18 protein-coding genes are annotated in these 15,217 nt (G+C 63.9%); 14 read left to right on the top strand and 4 right to left on the bottom strand.

Annotated elements, in window-relative coordinates:
• Positions 1-30: 30 nt before the first annotated feature.
• Together J5M73_RS05155 and J5M73_RS05150 are read left to right on the top strand one after the other, a co-directional pair.
• Positions 31-2,724 (top strand): sensor histidine kinase KdpD, encoded by a 2,694-nt coding sequence (locus J5M73_RS05155; RefSeq protein WP_102860638.1) that lies wholly within the window; start codon positions 31-33, stop codon positions 2,722-2,724.
• Entirely contained in the window at positions 2,721-3,413 is a 693-nt protein-coding gene (locus tag J5M73_RS05150; protein WP_102860639.1) for a response regulator, read from the top strand. Before J5M73_RS05155 ends, J5M73_RS05150 begins: the two co-directional genes overlap by 4 nt.
• On the opposite strand, the gene J5M73_RS05145 is transcribed toward J5M73_RS05150, so the two are convergent.
• Positions 3,392-3,544: a hypothetical protein gene (locus J5M73_RS05145; RefSeq protein WP_162884081.1), complete on the bottom strand. Its 153-nt coding sequence runs from the start codon at positions 3,542-3,544 to the stop codon at positions 3,392-3,394. The genes J5M73_RS05150 and J5M73_RS05145 overlap by 22 nt on opposite strands.
• 221 nt (positions 3,545-3,765) lie before the next feature.
• Here J5M73_RS05145 and J5M73_RS05140 point away from each other — a divergent pair, with 221 nt between their 5' ends.
• Positions 3,766-4,263 carry an N-acetyltransferase gene (locus tag J5M73_RS05140; protein ID WP_102860640.1) on the top strand — a complete coding sequence of 166 codons (498 nt, stop codon included), beginning with the start codon at positions 3,766-3,768 and terminating at the stop codon, positions 4,261-4,263.
• 94 nt (positions 4,264-4,357) lie between these two features.
• Here J5M73_RS05140 and J5M73_RS05135 read toward each other — a convergent pair whose 3' ends face one another.
• A complete protein-coding gene (locus J5M73_RS05135; RefSeq protein WP_102860641.1) occupies positions 4,358-4,843 on the bottom strand; it encodes a GNAT family N-acetyltransferase in 486 nt (161 codons plus the stop codon).
• A 183-nt stretch (positions 4,844-5,026) separates the two neighbouring features.
• Between J5M73_RS05135 and J5M73_RS05130 the strand changes: the two genes are divergently transcribed.
• From J5M73_RS05130 to J5M73_RS05115, 4 genes are all read left to right on the top strand, one after another.
• Positions 5,027-5,461 carry an SgcJ/EcaC family oxidoreductase gene (locus J5M73_RS05130; RefSeq protein ID WP_102860642.1) on the top strand — a complete coding sequence of 145 codons (435 nt, stop codon included), beginning with the start codon at positions 5,027-5,029 and terminating at the stop codon, positions 5,459-5,461.
• A 67-nt stretch (positions 5,462-5,528) separates the two neighbouring features.
• Positions 5,529-5,873 carry a YciI family protein gene (locus J5M73_RS05125; RefSeq protein ID WP_102860643.1) on the top strand — a complete coding sequence of 115 codons (345 nt, stop codon included), beginning with the start codon at positions 5,529-5,531 and terminating at the stop codon, positions 5,871-5,873.
• Between the two features lie 26 nt (positions 5,874-5,899).
• The gene (locus J5M73_RS05120) at positions 5,900-6,391 is read left to right on the top strand and encodes an SRPBCC family protein (RefSeq protein ID WP_102860644.1); all 492 of its coding nucleotides are present in this window, start codon (positions 5,900-5,902) and stop codon (positions 6,389-6,391) included.
• Positions 6,391-7,647, top strand: a complete 1,257-nt coding sequence (locus J5M73_RS05115) for an RNA polymerase sigma factor (RefSeq protein ID WP_102860645.1) — start codon at positions 6,391-6,393, stop codon at positions 7,645-7,647. The genes J5M73_RS05120 and J5M73_RS05115 overlap by 1 nt, the downstream gene beginning before the upstream one ends.
• A 42-nt stretch (positions 7,648-7,689) precedes the next feature.
• Here the strand turns inward: J5M73_RS05115 and J5M73_RS05110 are convergent, their stop codons facing one another.
• A complete protein-coding gene (locus tag J5M73_RS05110) occupies positions 7,690-8,544 on the bottom strand; it encodes a LysR family transcriptional regulator (RefSeq protein ID WP_102860646.1) in 855 nt (284 codons plus the stop codon).
• 89 nt (positions 8,545-8,633) lie between these two features.
• Here J5M73_RS05110 and J5M73_RS05105 point away from each other — a divergent pair, with 89 nt between their 5' ends.
• The 5 genes from J5M73_RS05105 to J5M73_RS05085 all read left to right on the top strand — a co-directional run bounded on the left by J5M73_RS05105 (position 8,634) and on the right by J5M73_RS05085 (position 12,739).
• Positions 8,634-9,068, top strand: a complete 435-nt coding sequence (locus J5M73_RS05105; RefSeq protein ID WP_102860647.1) for a multidrug/biocide efflux PACE transporter — start codon at positions 8,634-8,636, stop codon at positions 9,066-9,068.
• 183 nt (positions 9,069-9,251) lie between these two features.
• Positions 9,252-9,860 carry a paraquat-inducible protein A gene (locus J5M73_RS05100; RefSeq protein ID WP_102860648.1) on the top strand — a complete coding sequence of 203 codons (609 nt, stop codon included), beginning with the start codon at positions 9,252-9,254 and terminating at the stop codon, positions 9,858-9,860.
• Positions 9,860-10,474, top strand: a complete 615-nt coding sequence (locus J5M73_RS05095) for a paraquat-inducible protein A (protein ID WP_102860649.1) — start codon at positions 9,860-9,862, stop codon at positions 10,472-10,474. Before J5M73_RS05100 ends, J5M73_RS05095 begins: the two co-directional genes overlap by 1 nt.
• Positions 10,467-12,158 (top strand): MlaD family protein, encoded by a 1,692-nt coding sequence (locus J5M73_RS05090; RefSeq protein WP_102860650.1) that lies wholly within the window; start codon positions 10,467-10,469, stop codon positions 12,156-12,158. The genes J5M73_RS05095 and J5M73_RS05090 overlap by 8 nt, the downstream gene beginning before the upstream one ends.
• The gene (locus J5M73_RS05085; protein ID WP_102860651.1) at positions 12,155-12,739 is read left to right on the top strand and encodes a PqiC family protein; all 585 of its coding nucleotides are present in this window, start codon (positions 12,155-12,157) and stop codon (positions 12,737-12,739) included. Before J5M73_RS05090 ends, J5M73_RS05085 begins: the two co-directional genes overlap by 4 nt.
• Before the next feature lie 247 nt (positions 12,740-12,986).
• Here the strand turns inward: J5M73_RS05085 and J5M73_RS05080 are convergent, their stop codons facing one another.
• Complete coding sequence (locus tag J5M73_RS05080) at positions 12,987-13,904, bottom strand: LysR family transcriptional regulator (RefSeq protein ID WP_102860652.1); 918 nt, start codon at positions 13,902-13,904, stop codon at positions 12,987-12,989.
• Between the two features lie 211 nt (positions 13,905-14,115).
• Between J5M73_RS05080 and J5M73_RS05075 the strand changes: the two genes are divergently transcribed.
• Positions 14,116-14,874, top strand: coding sequence for a 5-oxoprolinase subunit PxpA (locus J5M73_RS05075; RefSeq protein ID WP_102860653.1), 759 nt, complete (start codon positions 14,116-14,118; stop codon positions 14,872-14,874).
• A 94-nt stretch (positions 14,875-14,968) separates the two neighbouring features.
• Positions 14,969-15,211: an acetyl-CoA carboxylase gene (locus J5M73_RS05070; protein ID WP_102860654.1), complete on the top strand. Its 243-nt coding sequence runs from the start codon at positions 14,969-14,971 to the stop codon at positions 15,209-15,211.
• Positions 15,212-15,217 lie beyond the last annotated feature (6 nt).

Here is a 15,217-nt window from a genome sequence, read left to right as displayed (position 1 = left end):
GGGCGCCGCATTGTTCATTTAAGGAAGCTCATGACTGTGCTTGATGCAAGTCCTGCGCCCCGCGACGGGCGCCCCGATCCCGATGCGCTGCTGGAAAAGCTGCAACAGGACGAACAAGCCGCCCAGCGCGGCAAGCTGCGGATCTATTTCGGTTCCAACGCCGGGGTCGGCAAGACCTGCGCCATGCTCACCGCCGCCCGCAACGAAGTGGCCCTGGGCCGCGACGTGGTGGCCGGGGTGGTGGAAACCCACGGCCGGCGGGAAACCGCCGAGCTGCTGCAAGGCCTGGAGGTGCTGGAGCGTCACAGCCTGATGCACCGCGACTATGCCTTGCCCGAATTCGACCTGGACGCGGCCCTGGCGCGACGTCCCTCGGTGTTGCTGGTGGACGAGTTGGCCCACAGCAACGTCCCCGGTTCCCGGCATCCCAAACGCTGGCAGGATGTGGAAGAACTGCTGCGGGCCGGGATCGATGTCTGGACCACCCTCAACGTCCAGCACCTGGAAAGCCTCAACGACATCGTCAGCGGCATCATCGGCATCCGCGTGCGCGAGACGGTGCCTGATCACCTGTTTGATGAGGCCCACGAAGTGCTGGTGATCGACCTGCCACCGGACGACCTGCTGCGTCGACTCAAGGACGGCAAGGTCTACATGGGGCCCCAGGCCGAGCGCGCTTCACGCAATTTTTTCCGCAAGGGCAACCTGTTGGCCCTGCGCGAGCTGACCCTGCGCCGTACCGCCGACCGGGTCGATGCGCAAATGCGCGACTATCGCCGCGAGCGCTCGATCAATGCCCTGTGGCCGGCCCGGGAGCGCTTGCTGGTGGGGATCGCCGGCGACCCGGCGGACGAACGCCTGGTGCGCGAGGCCGCGCGCCTGGCGCAGAAACTCGAAGCCGACTGGATCGTCGTGCACGTGGCCTCGGCGCAACGTCGTGGCCACGGTGCCAGCCGTTATGCAGCAGCGATGAAGACCCTGGCCCTGGCCGCCGAGTTCGGTGCCGAGACCGCGACCCTGCCCGGCCTGGACGTGGCCGAGGCGCTGGTGGCCTGTGCCCGTGAGCACAATGCCAATCGCCTGGTGCTGGGCCATTACCCGCGCAAGGTCTGGCAGTTCTGGCATCAGTCGGTGAGTGATCGCATCAGCCGCCAGCATCCGGAAATCGATCAGATCGTGATCGCCAACGGGCCCTTGAGCCGGCGCCCGGCCGCTGCGGACAAGCCAGAGGCCGGATTGTCGCCGAGTCGAGCGCCGGCCTATCTGTGGGCCAGCCTGGCCTGTTTTGCCGCCACTGCAGTGGCGGCGCTGCTGCTGAAGGTGTTCGACCCGGCGAACGTGGTGATGTTGTTCCTGCTCACTGTGGTTCTGGTGGCCTTGCGTTTCGGGCGGGGGCCGGGTGTCTGGGCGGCCATGCTGGCGGTGCTGTGTTTCGACTTCTTCTTCGTTCAGCCGGTGTTGTCGTTCACCGTCAACGACACCCAGTATTTCTTCACCTTCGCCTTGATGCTTGGCATTGCCCTGATCACCGGCCAGCTCACCGCGCGGCTGCGCCACCAGGCCCGCACCGCCGCCGAAGGCGAACGCCGCGCCACCTCCCTGGCCGGGCTGGCTCGGGAGTTGTCGGCGGCACTGACCGAGGAGCAGATCTGCGCCGTGGCCCTGCGCACCTTCAGCGGGGTGTTCGAGGCCCGGGTCGGATTGGCGCTGCCGGATGCGGACAATCGCGTGCGAGCCTTGAATGCCAATACCCTGGCGGTCGATGAAAGCATTGCCCAGTGGGCCTATGACCACGACCAGCCGGCAGGCAGCGGCACCGACACCCTGGCGGCGGCCAAGGGCTGCTACCTGCCGCTCAAGGCACCGATGCGCGTGCGTGGGGTGCTGGTGCTGGAGCTGACGGACGCCGAACGCCTCAACGAACCCGAGGAGCAGCGCCTGCTGGAGGCCTGCATGAGCCAGCTGGCAATCGCCCTGGAGCGGGTGCATTACGTCGAAGTGGCGCAGAGCACCGTGGTGCAGATGGAAGGCGAGCGCATGCGCAACACTTTGCTCGCCGCTATTTCCCATGACTTGCGCACTCCGCTGACCACCATCATCGGGGCTGCCGATGCCGCGTTGCCCCATGCCCCCAGTGGCCCGCTGCCCGAGCTGTTGCATGGCATCCATGATCAAGCCACGTCGATGCAGCGCCTGATCGAGAACCTGTTGGACATGGCGCGCATGCAGGAGCGCGGGGTGCGCCTCAAGCGTCAGTGGAATTCCCTGGAGGAGATTGTCGGCAGCGCCCTGCGCCAGTTGCGCGAGCCCCTGGCCAGACATGAACTGCGGGTGACCATGGCGCCCCATCTGCCCCTGGTGGAGGTGGATGCGCTGCTGCTGGAACGGGTGCTGGTGAACCTGCTGGACAACGCCGCCAAGTACACCCCTGCCGGCACCCTGGTGCAGATCACGGCCCGCCAGGTGGACCAGCAGATCATCCTGCAGGTCAGCGACTCCGGCCCCGGCTGTCCCAAGGGCAGTTCCCCGGACAGCCTGTTCGAGGCCTTCAGCCGTGGCCAGCAGGAGTCCGCGGTGGCCGGGATCGGCCTGGGGCTGGCCCTGGCCAAACGGATTGTCGAAGCCCATGGCGGGCGTATCGAGGCCCAGCCTCACGCCGACGCCGGGCTGAGTTTTGTCATCACCTTGCCGGCGGGACAACCGCCATCCATGGAAGCCCTATGAGCAACCCACGCATCCTGATTGTCGAGGACGAAGCCAACATCCGGCGTTTTGTCGGCATTGCCCTGGAGGACGAAGGTTTCCAGGTGTTCGAGGCCGACAGCGTCAAGCGCGCCCTGATCCATGCCGCCAGCCGCCAGCCGGATCTGGTGATCGTCGACCTGGGCCTGCCGGATGGCGACGGCAAGCAATTGATCAGCGAGCTGCGCGGCTGGCTGGCGGTGCCGATCCTGGTGCTGTCGGCCAGGGACCGCGAAGACGAGAAAGTCGCCGCCCTGGATGCCGGCGCTGATGATTATCTGGTCAAACCCTTCGGTGTGCCGGAGTTGCTGGCGCGCATTCGTGCGCAACTGCGGCGCCACGGCCAGAGCGGCGCGGTGGCGGCCACCAGCAAGGTGGCCTTCGGTGCCATCGAGGTCGACCTGGCCACCCATGAGGTGCGCCGCGAAGGGCAGTTGGTGCACCTGACTCCCATCGAATACCGTCTGCTCTGCGCCCTGATCCGCGGCCAGAGCCGGGTCCTGACCCATCGCCAACTGCTGCTGGAGGTCTGGGGCCTGGACTATGTCGACCGCGCCCATTACTTGCGGGTGCACATGGCCCATCTGCGGCAGAAGCTGGAGGCTGATCCGGCTCAGCCCCAGCACCTGATCACCGAGTTGCAGGTGGGTTATCGCCTGGTGGGGCTCTGATCCTGCCTGGTGGCGCCGCTCAGGGCTTTTTTGCCGCGACGCCGCTCATGTACAAAATCGATGTACAAGGTGATGCAGCCGAAGGCGGTGATGCTGAACAGCACAAGAAGGCCGATCTGGATGTTGCTCATGGGGAAAGTCCTGTGGGCAAGACGCGGCAGGGCCGGCTTGATGGGGCCGGCCAGGAGGCGTCGGGGATCAGATAGATAATCCCTGGGCGCCGCCCTTGCCAGGGTTTATATGAAAGCTTTACGGCGGCCCCGACTATCCCTATGCCCTGCATACGCCAGGCTCCCGGCAACGCCACTCTTGCTAGAATCGGCCATCCTTCACCGTCTTCAGGTTGCCGCCCATGACTGCTTCGACCCCGCTGATCCGTACCGTCCTGCCCACCGACCTGGATGCCTGCTTTGCCATCGAGACCCTGGCCTACGAAGGCGACGAAGCCGCGACTCGGGAAAAGATCGCTACCCGCATCGCTACCTGGCCCGAGGGCTTTATCGTCGCCGAGGTGGAGGGGGCAGTGGCTGGCTTCATCAACTCCGGCGCCACCTTCGAGGTGCAGATGGCCGACGAAGCCTTCAAGGAACTGATCGGCCACGACCCGGCCGGTTCCGAAGTGGTGATCATGTCGGTGGTGGTGCATCCGGATTTCCAGGGCCAGGGTCTGTCCCGGCAACTGTTGCAAGCCTTCATTGCACGCATGACCGAGCTGGGCAAAGCGCGCATCCACTTGATGTGCAAGGAACGCCATGTACCGCTCTACGAGCGCTTTGGCTTCGTCTATGTCAAGGCGTCGGCGTCGGACCACGGCGGCATGGCCTGGCATGAGATGGTGCGGGGGTTGTAAGTCCCAGGCATGCCCCTGATGCACAAGGGGCGCCGGCGTAGGGACTTTTCAGGGGGCTGCTCAGCAGGAGTGCCCTTGAGTTGAAGTGCTGAACTCAAAACGCCAGGACCATCCTGCGTTCATAACCCATCCGGCCTTTGCAGGCTTCGCCATTCTCGACCCAGCCCAGCTTGAGATAGAGCTGGAGTGCGGCGTGGTTGTCGGCATCCACCGCCAGCATCAGGCCCTTGAGCTGCGGCCATTCCTGGAGCGCGGCGCCGGGCAGGGCTTGCAGGCAGGCGGTGCCCAGTCCCTGGCCCTGGAATGGCAGGTCCACTTGCAGGGCGTGCAGGGTGGCGTGGTCGGCCTCGGCCCAGGCTGGCAGGCAAGGCGCGTGCTTGAGCAGCAGGAACGCCACCGGCCGTTCGTCGCTGAGCAGGGCAAAGCCCTTGATGGCGCCGGCCGGTGCATTGCCCAGGGTGTACAGCGCGCCATGGATATCCCCGGAAAACGCTCTCTGTTCAGGCCGTACTTCAAGGCTCAGCAGTTGGGCACGCTGATGGCTGTCGAGCTGTTCATAAGGCACGAGACGAGTGGTCACTGGCGGGACTGTCCAGGGGAGGGAAGGGGGCGGATTCTAGCGATTTTGCCCGAGCGGTAAAATTTTTTATCGAGGTTGTCGATTGTCTGGCTGGCCAGACGACTAAGGGTGAACCGAGCATTCAAGTGCGCTCTTGCAGGGGCTGCCCGGTGCCGGTTGATTCCACTCTTGAGGAGTTTTGCCATGCACAACCCATCCAGCGAAGCACAGATCCGCAGCCTGATCGGCCATTGGCAGCAGGCGGTGGTCGCCAGGGACATCGAGCGTATCGTCAGCTTTTACGCCGATGACATCGTCTCTTTCGACGCCGTCGGCGCCCTGCAGTATTCGGGCAAGGCGGCCTACCGTGAACATTGGCAGGCCTGCATGCAGGAGTGCCCGGGGCCGGGCATCTTCGAGTTCCACCAGCTGCGGGTGCGGGCCGCCGAGGAACTGGCGTTCGCCCATTGGCTGGCCCATTGCGGGGGCACCGATGCCCAAGGGCAGACCAAGGCCTGCTGGATGCGGGTGAGCGCCGCCTATGAGCTGCGCGACGGGCAGTGGCAAGTGGTGCATGAGCACTGGTCGGCGCCGTTCGACATGCAGACCGGGACCACTCAGTTCGATCTGCAACCTTGATGAGCGGGTGGTTCGCCAAAGGACAAAACAGCAACCATAGTTGATCAGCCCGAACCCGGAGACACCCATGAAATACCTCTGTCTGGTCTACAGCGATGAACAGTTGTTGCACAGCTTGCCCGAGAGCCCCAAGGACGCCGAGTGCCAGGCCTATGCCGAGTCGGTCCAGGGCAGCGGACGGATGCTTGCCGCCGAGGCGTTGCAATCGATACAGACCGCCACCACGGTGCGCATGCGTGGCGGCAAGCTCTCCATCACCGATGGTCCGTTCGCCGAAACCAAGGAGCAACTGGCCGGTTTCTACCTGATCGAGGCCAGGGATTTGAATGAAGCGATCCAGGTGGCGGGGAACATTCCGGCGGCCCGGGTCGGCAGTGTCGAAGTGCGTCCTGTGCGTGAACTCAATCCCTGATAACAAGCATAAGCAGGAGTTTGCCAATGACCTTTTCAACAGTCGGCCGCCAGGCCGCCGAGCATGAACTGTCCATCAGCCGCTTGATCGATGCGCCGCGGGCCAGGGTGTTTCGCGCCTGGACCGAGCCGGCGTTGCTGGCGCAATGGTGGGGGCCGCACGGCATGACCACCCCGGAGTGTGAAATGGATCTGTGGGTCGGTGGTCAATTTCGCACGTTGATGCGGGCTGCGGACGGTGCCGAATACCCGACCATGGGGGTGTTTCTGGAGATCCACGCGCCGTCGCGCCTGGTGTTCACCGATGCCTATGTGCCGGGCTGGATTCCTTCGGGCAAGCCGTTCATGACCGCTGAAGTGACCTTCGAGGAGCAGGACGGCAAGACGCTCTACACCGCCCGCGCCATGCATTGGAGCGAAGCCGATCGGCAAGCCCACGAAGCCATGGGATTTCACCAGGGGTGGGGAGAGAGCCTGGAGCGTCTGGTGGCCCTGGTCACCCAAGGCATGGCGGACTGATGCCGGGTCAATCCGGTGAGGCCCTACAGGTCCTGGTGGCGCGGGTCTACCGCGAGCAATCGCGGCGCATTCTCGCCACCCTGATCCGCCTGCTGGGGGATTTCGACCTGGCTGAAGAGGCCTTGCACGAGGCCTTCTTTGTCGCCGTGGAGCGTTGGCAAAAGGACGGCGTCCCGGACAATCCTCGGGCCTGGCTGGTGTCCGTTGGACGCTTCAAGGCCATCGATGCCTTGCGCCGGCGGGCGCGCTTCGCCGCTTCCCAGGCGGCGCTGGTCAGCCAGCTGGAGCACCTGGAACAGCATGACTGGGAGGGTGAGGACGTGCAGGACGATCGCCTGCGGTTGATCTTCACCTGTTGCCACCCGGCGCTGGCGGCAGACGCCCAGGTGCCACTGACCCTGCGGGAAATCTGCGACCTGAGCACCGAGGAAATCGCCCGGGCCTTTCTTGTCTCTCCGGCCACCATCGCTCAGCGTATCGTGCGGGCCAAGGCGAAGATCCGCGACGCCGGAATTCCCTATCAGGTGCCGACGCTGGACGAGTTGCCCGAGCGCTTGGACAGTGTCTTGCGAGTGATCTACCTGGTGTTCAACGAAGGTTATTCGGCGTCCATGGGGGCCGAGTTGACCCGTGAGGACCTGACCCGTGAAGCGATACGCCTGGGGCGCCTGCTGCTGGAGCTGTTACCGGAAGCGGAGGTATTGGGCCTGCTGGCCCTGATGCTGTTGCACGAGTCGCGACGTGGGGCGCGACTCTCCAGCACGGGCGAGTTGATCCTGCTGGATGAGCAGGACCGTTCCCTGTGGCAGCGGGCCTTGATGGACGAAGGTTGTGCCCTGGTGGAGCGCGGGTTGCGCAGCGGACGCGGCGGAGCCTATTGCCTGCAGGCGGCGATTGCCGCGGTGCATGCCGAGGCTCCCAGCGCCGAACAGACCGATTGGCCGCAGATCGTCGGCCTGTATGAGGTGTTGCTGCGGCTGCAGCCTTCGCCGGTGATCGAGCTCAACCGTGCCGTGGCCCTGGCCAAGCGTGACGGCCCCGCGGCCGGCCTGGAGCAGGTGGAGGCCATCCTGCAGCGCGGCGACTTGCAGGATTACCACCTGATCCACGCTGCCCGTGCCGACTTCTGCCGGCAGTTGGGGCGAGTCGAGGCGGCGCGGGAGTCCTACCAAAGAGCCTTGGCCCTGACCCGGCAAGCTCCGGAACGGCGTTTTCTCGAAGCGCGCCTGGCCCAACTGGTCTCCAGCTCTGCGTAGCTTTACAGGACGCGCTCTACAGGGGCGGATACCCGAGCTGCCTCACTCCAGCATTCGCCCCAACAGCCAGCTCCCGGCCGGCCCGGGCGGGTGCAGGCGCGACCAGAGGGCATCCACCACCACCTTGCGCGGCCAGCCGCGTACGTTCAGTTCCTGCAATTTGCCGGCGCCGAAGCCTTCCACCAGCCAGCTCGGCAACGGCGCCCAGCCAAAACCGCCCTGGGCCATTTCCAGCAGCATCAGGTAGCTGGGCGCCGACCAGACCCGTCCCTGGGGACGGCTGTCGTAGGGGTTGAGCACTGTCGCCAAGCGCAGTTCCCGGTGCTGGCGCAGGGCTTCCTGATCGACGTGCTCGAGCCGGGCCAGCGGATGCTTGCGGGAGACGTACAGGGACATTTCACCCTGTTCATCCAGGGTCTGGTGATCCAGGTCCGCCGGGTAATCGGCCTGCATCTCGGCGAAGGCGATGTGCGCCCGGCCACTTTGCACCAGGGCAATCAGGTCTTCGCATTCGGCAATCAGGCATTCCAGTTCCAGGTCCGGGTAACGCTGCTCGAAGGCGCTCAGGCAGCTTTCAAAGCGATCCGACTGATAGGTGTCGGACAGGGCAACGGTGAGTTTCGCCTCGACTCCCTGGGACAGTTGGCTGGCGGCCATTTGCAGGCGGCTGGTGGCCGCGAGGATTTCCTCCGCGTGCTGCAGCATCACCTGCCCGGCGGGGGTCAGGCCGGGCTTGCGGCTGGCCCGATCGAACAATTGCACATTGAGGTCGATTTCCAGGCTGGCCACTGCCGCGCTGATGGTGGACTGGCTCTTGCCCAGTTTGCGGGCGGCGGCGGAAAAGGAACCCTGGGTCGCTGCCTGGACGAACGCCAGCAGCACTTCGTGTGAGGCTATGAACTATCGCCTTGGTCGATGGTTATTGATTATTAAGTATCGACCTGATCCTGGAAGATCGCCAACACATTCACTCAAGGAGCACGGCAATGAGCCTGCAAAAATCCCTTACCGAACGTATTTTCCAGGCTGTAGGTTTTGAGCTGCTGGCCGTGCTGATCTGCACGCCGCTGCTGTCCTGGATCATGGATAAACCCATGGCTGACATGGGCCTGGTAACCATCGGCATCGGCCTTTTGGCGCTGATCTGGAACGTGGTGTTCAACGGTCTGTTCGATCGTCTGCTCAAGCGCCTGCAACTTGCACGCAATGGTTGGACCCGGGTCCTGCATGCCCTGCTGTTCGAAGGCGGTCTGGTGGCGATGGGGGTACCGCTGATTGCCTGGTGGTTGAATGTCAGCCTGTTGCAGGCGTTCATCCTCGATATCGGCGTGCTGTTGTTCTTTCTGCCCTACACCTACCTCTACCACTGGGCCTACGACGTACTGCGGGACAAGTGGTTGCAACAGCGTCTGGCTCATTGAGCCGCAGGCCTTTGTGATAGTCGCCGGTTTCGGCCGGCGAAAACCCACGGGGGGCCTATTATGGCGTAGAGGTCTGCGAGCTGATTTCAGACAGAACTGGACACCGTCCTCGGGTTTTTCTGAAAATGTGCGTCCGCTGGAGGCCGTCACTGAACCAGCAGCCCTCCCGACTATCTGAAGACCATGACTATTTCCCGCAACTGGATCATCTGCGAACACTGCGATTCGCTGTACGAATCCGTGCCGCTCGGCAAAGGCCAGGCCGCTCAGTGCTCGCGCTGTGGCGCGTTGCTGGCCCGTGCCCGCTACATGAACGTGCAGCAGCTGTTCGCCTTGTCGATTACCGCCGGGTTGTTGTTCGTCTTCGCCAATCTGTTTCCGGTGATCAAGATCAGCCTCGAAGGCCTGAGCAACGAAGCCACGCTCTGGCAATCGGTAGAAGCCCTGGCCCAGGGCCGCATCAGCCTGATTGCGGCGATCACCGGCCTGACCATCATTCTGGCGCCCTGCCTGCAGATCATCCTGCTGTGCTGGGTGCTGGGGTTCGCCAATTTCGATCGTGCCGCGCCAGGTTTCAAGGCCTGCATGCGGGCCCTGGAGCACCTGCGGCCGTGGAGCATGCTGGAGGTGTGCCTGCTGGGCATTCTGGTGGCCATCGTCAAGCTCGCTGGCATGCTCGATGTGCACCCCGGCCTCGGGCTCTGGGCCCTGGCCATGCTGACGGTGCTGATCATCCTGATTTCCGGCAAGGACATCCGCTATCTGTGGGATGACCTGGAGGGTCGCTACTGATGAGTACGCCCCCTTACGCCCGGGACTATCAACTGATGCTCTGCCACACCTGCGGCCAGGTCTGCGAGCAATCCGAGCACCAGTGCCCCCGATGCGACTCCGTGGTCCATGCGCGCAAGCCCAACAGCCTGGCGCGGACCTGGGCCTTTCTCGTGGCCAGCCTGATCTTCTACATTCCGGCCAACCTGCTGCCGGTGATGCACACCAGTATTTTTGGCAGCGCCAGTGAAAACACCATCATGAGCGGCGTGGTGGAGTTCTGGAGACACGGCTCCTGGGACATCGCCCTGTTGATCTTCATCGCCAGCGTGGTGGTGCCCTGCATCAAGTTCTTTGTCCTTGGCACCTTGCTGGTGACCTGCCAGCGCCGCAGCCTCTGGGCCCAGCGCGAGCGTGCCAGGCTGTACCGTTTTATCGAGGTGATCGGCTATTGGTCGATGCTCGATGTGCTGGTGGTGGCCCTGGTGGCGGCCCTGGTGCAGTTTCGGGCCCTGAGTTCCATCGATCCGCGGATGGGCATACTGTTTTTTGGTTTGGTGGTGGTGCTGACGATGTTGGCGGCCATGAGTTTCGATCCCCGGCTTATCTGGGATGTAGAGGTTGAAGATGTCTGATCATCCAGGTTCCAAGGCGGCAGGTTCCCAGCCGGCTCCCGGCGCTCCGGCGCTGCGTACGCGGCGTTTCAATGTCTCGCTGGTGTGGTTGGTGCCCATTGTCGCGGCCTTGGTGGGGCTGTCGATGGTGGTCCACAACTCGCTGTCGGCCGGGCCGGAAATCACCATCAGTTTCCAGACTGCCGAGGGCCTGGAAGCCAATAAGACCCAGGTCAAGTACAAGAACGTGGTGATCGGCAAGGTGACCTCCATTGCCTTGAGCGACGATCGCCGCAAGGTGCTGGCCAAGGTCGAGCTGGATCAGTCCGCCGAACCGTTCACCGCCGACGACTCGATGTTCTGGGTGGTGCGCCCGCGGATTGGCGCCAACGGCGTTTCCGGGGTCGATACCTTGCTCTCCGGGGCCTTTATCGGCGCCGATGCCGGCAAGTCGGAGAAGCGCAAGAACAGCTTCAAGGGCCTGGAAACCCCGCCGCTCATTACCTACGGGCAGAAGGGCAAGCGCTTCACCCTGCACACTGACGACCTGGGCTCCCTGGACATCGGTTCGCCGGTCTACTACCGGCGCATCGAAGTGGGGCAGGTGGTGTCCTATCAGTTGGCCAACAGCGGCAAGGGGGTGGACGTGAAGATCTTCGTCAACGCGCCCAATGATAAGTACGTCACCACCGACAGCCGATTCTGGAACGCCAGCGGTGTGGATGTGACCCTGGGCGCCAACGGCTTGAAGGTCAACACCGAGTCGGTGTCCTCGATCCTTGCCGGCGGCATCGCCTTCGTCGAACCCAAGTACAGCCCCAACGCCAAGCCGGCCGAGGAGAATGCCGAATACACACTGTTCGGCGATCAGGATACGGCGCTGGCTCCGCCGGACGGCGCGCCGTATTACATCCGCATGCGCTTTGACCAGGCCCTGCGCGGCCTGTCGCTCAATGCCCCGGTGGAGTTCCTCGGGGTGAACATCGGCAAGGTGGTGTCCATGGACCTGGACTACGACGAACAGCGCAAGTATTTCCCCACCCTGGTAGGGGCGGTGATCTATCCCGAACGCCTGGGCAAGGCCCATGAAAAACTGGTGAAGCAGACCGGCGGCGAAGACGACGCCCGCTCCGCGCAACTGATCGGCGCCTTCGTCAAGAACGGCCTGCGGGCCCAGCCCCGCAGCGGCAACCTGCTGACCGGCCAGCTGTACATCTCCCTGGATTTTGTCGCCAATGCCAAGCCGGTGGCCTACAACCCCGCCGCACGGCCGCTGGAGATCCCCACCATCCCGGGCAGCATGGACAAGTTGCAGGAACAACTGCAGGCCGTGGTGGACAAGATCAGCAAGCTGCCGATCGACTCCATCGCCGCCAACCTCGATGGCAGCCTGGCGGAGATGCAGAAGACCCTGAAACAGGTCAACGGCCAAGTGCTGCCGCAGATGCGCGACACCCTGGAGCAGTCGAAGAAGACCCTGGCCAGCGCCAACGAGAGCTTCTCCGAGGATTCGCCGCAGCGACAGAAACTCAGCCAGGCCATGGAGGAAGTGCAGCGCACCGCCCGTTCGGTACGGGTGCTCAGCGACTTCCTCGGTCGTCATCCTGAAGCGTTGATTCGCGGTCGTCTCAAAGACAACCAACCGGATGCCTACCAGTCGCCATCCTCCTCTGTCCGCGAATCCGCACCGGAAGCCCAGCCATGAAAAAAATCGCCTTGTTGTTGAGCCTGACCCTGGGACTTGCCGCTTGCAGCTCTGCGCCGACCCGTTACTACACCCTGATGCCGCCGGTGACTGAAGGCAGCGCTGCGGCCCGCAACGCGAATCTACAGTTCGAGATGTCCACGGTGCGCATCCCGGTCCAGGTGGATCAGCCGCAACTGGTGGTGCGCCAGGACAGCGGCACCCTGGCGATCCTGGAAACCCAGCGCTGGAGCGCGCCCTTGGTGGATGAGTTCCACGACGCCCTGGCCAGCCAGATGGAGCACAAGCTCGGCACCCGCAACCTTGAAGGCTTGCCCAAGCAGCCCGGGCTCCCGGTGCTGTCGTTGCAGACCGATGTACGGCGTTTCGAATCCCTGCCCGGGCGTTACGCGCTGATCGATGTGGTCTGGAGCCTGCGCTTGCGGGGCGAGGGCGGCCCGGCCCGCAGCTTGACCTGCAGCAGCCAGATCCGCCAGCCGGCGGGTGTTGAACTGAGCAGCCTGGTGCAGGCTCATCAACAGGCCATTGCCCAGTTGGCCGCACAGATCGCCAGCACCGCACAGCGCTGGACCTGCCCCTGAATCAGCCCTGTAGCCGCTGCCGCAGGCTGCGAACGGCTGCGCAGGAGACGCAGGTTTTTCCGGCCGCCACAGGTTTGGCTCAGGATCGCCAGGCAAGGCCCTGCGGGCCTTTTCGCAGCCTAGCGGGCTCGGCAGCGGCTACAGGTGTCGGGTTGTAGCCGCTGCCGCAGGCTGCGAACGGCTCCGTAGGAGACGCGTGGATCTTGAGGTCGCTGGAGGTTCGGCAAGAGATCGCCAAGCAAGGTGTTCAGCGCCGGGCGCTGAGTTGCTGGGGCGCGAGGAAGGCGTCGTGGAAGTAGTCGCGCAAGGCCTGCATCGCCGGGGTGAAAGTCCGTTCGCGGTGCCAGGCCAGGCCTACGCTCATCGGGGTCACTGCGTCGCTCAGGCTCAGGGTCTCGATGCGCTTGCCCTCCAGGGACCAGGGTCGATGCACCAGGTCCGAAAGAATCGCCACGCCGCTGCCGTTGGCCACCATGCTGCGCACCGCCTCCACCGAGCTGGTGCGCACCCGGACATTGGGCTGCTGGCCGGCCTGTTCCCAGTAGCGCATGGCACTCTGCTCGGCTTCGTCGACGGTGAGCAGGATGAACGGCTCCTGGGCCACGTCCGCCAGGCTGACGCTGGCTCGTTCGCAGAGCCGATGGTGGGCCGGCAGCCATAGCCGGCGCTCGGAGTTGAACAGGGTTTCCGAAACGATGTCCGGGTGGGTCAGGTTGGCGGTGAGCACCACCGCCATGTCGAAACGCCCCTCCAGCAACCCTTGCTCGATGGCCTGGCGCTCCTGCTCGTGGAGTTCGATGGTGACGTCCGGGTGCCAGTGCTCTAGGCGTTGCAGGTGGTGCGGCAAGAAGTAGCCGATCACCGTGTAGCTGGCCGCCAGGTGCAGCACACCACTGGCCCGATAGTCCGGCAGCGGACTGTTCAGCGCATCCTCGACACTGCGCAAGATCACATAGGCGCGGTTGAGAAAATGCCGCCCGGCGTCGGTCAGGTTCATGCCCTGGGCCGAGCGCACGAACAACTGCACGGCGAGCATGGCTTCAAGCTCCTTGATCGCCGTGGTCACCGCCGATTGGGAGATATTCAAGTGGATCGCCGCCTGGGAGATCTGCCCGATCTCTGCGGTCGCCACGAAGTAGCGCACCTGGCGCAAGGTCAACGACATGTTCCATTCCCCATCACCTCTGCAGGAGCCGGTTTGTCGGCCAAAGCCATCTCACGCCGGTCTTCGCCGATACGTGGATCACCGCCTGCCTACTCCTAGCAGAGCTTTATCTGTTTTTCAGAAGATGCTCTATCTGATAATAGATCTTCCCAAGGGGTCAAGGCCGCTCTAATTTTCACTGCACGAAGTCACAAGAGTTGGAGCAACAGTGATGCAGGCAGTGGATTTCAATTCGGACATGGGCGAAAGCTTCGGCCCCTGGACCATTGGCGACGGCGTCGACAACGAGCTCATGGGCTTTATCAGTTCGGCCAATATCGCCACCGGCTTTCACGCCGGCGACCCCGGCACCATGCGCCGCACCATCGAACAGGCCAAGCGCCTGGGGGTGGCTATCGGTGCGCATCCGGGGTTCCGCGACCTGGTGGGCTTCGGCCGCCGGCACATCAACGCACCGGCCCAGGAGCTGGTGGACGACATGCTTTATCAGCTCGGCGCCCTGCGGGAAATGGCCCGGGTGCAAGGCGTGAAGTTGCAACACATCAAGCCCCACGGCGCGCTCTACATGCACTTGGCCCGGGACGAGGAAGCGGCGCGGCTGCTGGTGCAAAACCTGCGCAAGCTGGAGCCCGAGCTGCTGCTGTATTGCATGCCCAATTCGGTGATCTGGCACGTCGCCCAGGAGCTGGGCCAGCCGGTGATCCGCGAGTTCTACGCCGACCGCGATTACGACCTCAGCGGCTCCATCGTCTTCACCCGCCAGGTGCGCGCCCTGGACCCGGCTGCCGTCGCCGCCAAGGTGTTACGCGCTTGCCAGACCGGCCTGGTACGTACGGTTGAAGGCGAGGACCTGGCCATCGAGTTCGATTCCATCTGCCTGCACAGCGACACCCCCGGCGCCCTGGATCTGGTGGAGGCCACCCGCACGGCGCTGGATCAGGCCGGCATCGAGGTGCGCGCACCGCGCTGAGGCGCATCGATACGAAGCACCGCGCACAGACGCGGGGTTCATCTGGTTTTGATTTTTTGCCTGCCTTTCTACAACTATTCCAAAAGGAACAGACATGGCCGAATACAGTGTTATCACCCCCTTGCCGGGCACTTTCTATCGCAAGGCCACCCCGGAGTCGGCGCCTTTCGTCGAGGTCGGCGACAGCGTCAGCGCCGATACCGTGATCGGCCTGATCGAAGTCATGAAGCAGTTTTCCGAACTGACCGCCGGGAGCGCGGGTCAAGTCAGCGCCTTTGTGGTGCAAGACGGTGATCCGGTGGAACCGGGTCAGGTCGTCGCGACGCTCGAACAGTGAGGGCCA

This window comes from Pseudomonas sp. 50_B (assembly GCF_017491625.1).
Lineage (GTDB): Bacteria > Pseudomonadota > Gammaproteobacteria > Pseudomonadales > Pseudomonadaceae > Aquipseudomonas > Aquipseudomonas danubii.
The sequence above is the reverse complement of the archived record's forward strand: the minus strand, read 5'-3'. Positions and strand labels throughout refer to the sequence as shown.

What these genes read in the sequence shown, in the direction of transcription:
- J5M73_RS05155 (WP_102860638.1), top strand. Translation starts at nt 31, where the DNA reads ATGACTGTGCTTGATGCAAGTCCTGCGCCCCGCGACGGGCGCCCCGAT.
- J5M73_RS05150 (WP_102860639.1), top strand. Translation starts at nt 2,721, where the DNA reads ATGAGCAACCCACGCATCCTGATTGTCGAGGACGAAGCCAACATCCGG.
- J5M73_RS05145 (WP_162884081.1), bottom strand. Translation starts at nt 3,544, where the DNA reads ATGAGCAACATCCAGATCGGCCTTCTTGTGCTGTTCAGCATCACCGCC.
- J5M73_RS05140 (WP_102860640.1), top strand. Translation starts at nt 3,766, where the DNA reads ATGACTGCTTCGACCCCGCTGATCCGTACCGTCCTGCCCACCGACCTG.
- J5M73_RS05130 (WP_102860642.1), top strand. Translation starts at nt 5,027, where the DNA reads ATGCACAACCCATCCAGCGAAGCACAGATCCGCAGCCTGATCGGCCAT.
- J5M73_RS05125 (WP_102860643.1), top strand. Translation starts at nt 5,529, where the DNA reads ATGAAATACCTCTGTCTGGTCTACAGCGATGAACAGTTGTTGCACAGC.
- J5M73_RS05120 (WP_102860644.1), top strand. Translation starts at nt 5,900, where the DNA reads ATGACCTTTTCAACAGTCGGCCGCCAGGCCGCCGAGCATGAACTGTCC.
- J5M73_RS05115 (WP_102860645.1), top strand. Translation starts at nt 6,391, where the DNA reads ATGCCGGGTCAATCCGGTGAGGCCCTACAGGTCCTGGTGGCGCGGGTC.
- J5M73_RS05105 (WP_102860647.1), top strand. Translation starts at nt 8,634, where the DNA reads ATGAGCCTGCAAAAATCCCTTACCGAACGTATTTTCCAGGCTGTAGGT.
- J5M73_RS05100 (WP_102860648.1), top strand. Translation starts at nt 9,252, where the DNA reads ATGACTATTTCCCGCAACTGGATCATCTGCGAACACTGCGATTCGCTG.
- J5M73_RS05095 (WP_102860649.1), top strand. Translation starts at nt 9,860, where the DNA reads ATGAGTACGCCCCCTTACGCCCGGGACTATCAACTGATGCTCTGCCAC.
- J5M73_RS05090 (WP_102860650.1), top strand. Translation starts at nt 10,467, where the DNA reads ATGTCTGATCATCCAGGTTCCAAGGCGGCAGGTTCCCAGCCGGCTCCC.
- J5M73_RS05085 (WP_102860651.1), top strand. Translation starts at nt 12,155, where the DNA reads ATGAAAAAAATCGCCTTGTTGTTGAGCCTGACCCTGGGACTTGCCGCT.
- J5M73_RS05080 (WP_102860652.1), bottom strand. Translation starts at nt 13,904, where the DNA reads ATGTCGTTGACCTTGCGCCAGGTGCGCTACTTCGTGGCGACCGCAGAG.
- J5M73_RS05075 (WP_102860653.1), top strand. Translation starts at nt 14,116, where the DNA reads ATGCAGGCAGTGGATTTCAATTCGGACATGGGCGAAAGCTTCGGCCCC.
- J5M73_RS05070 (WP_102860654.1), top strand. Translation starts at nt 14,969, where the DNA reads ATGGCCGAATACAGTGTTATCACCCCCTTGCCGGGCACTTTCTATCGC.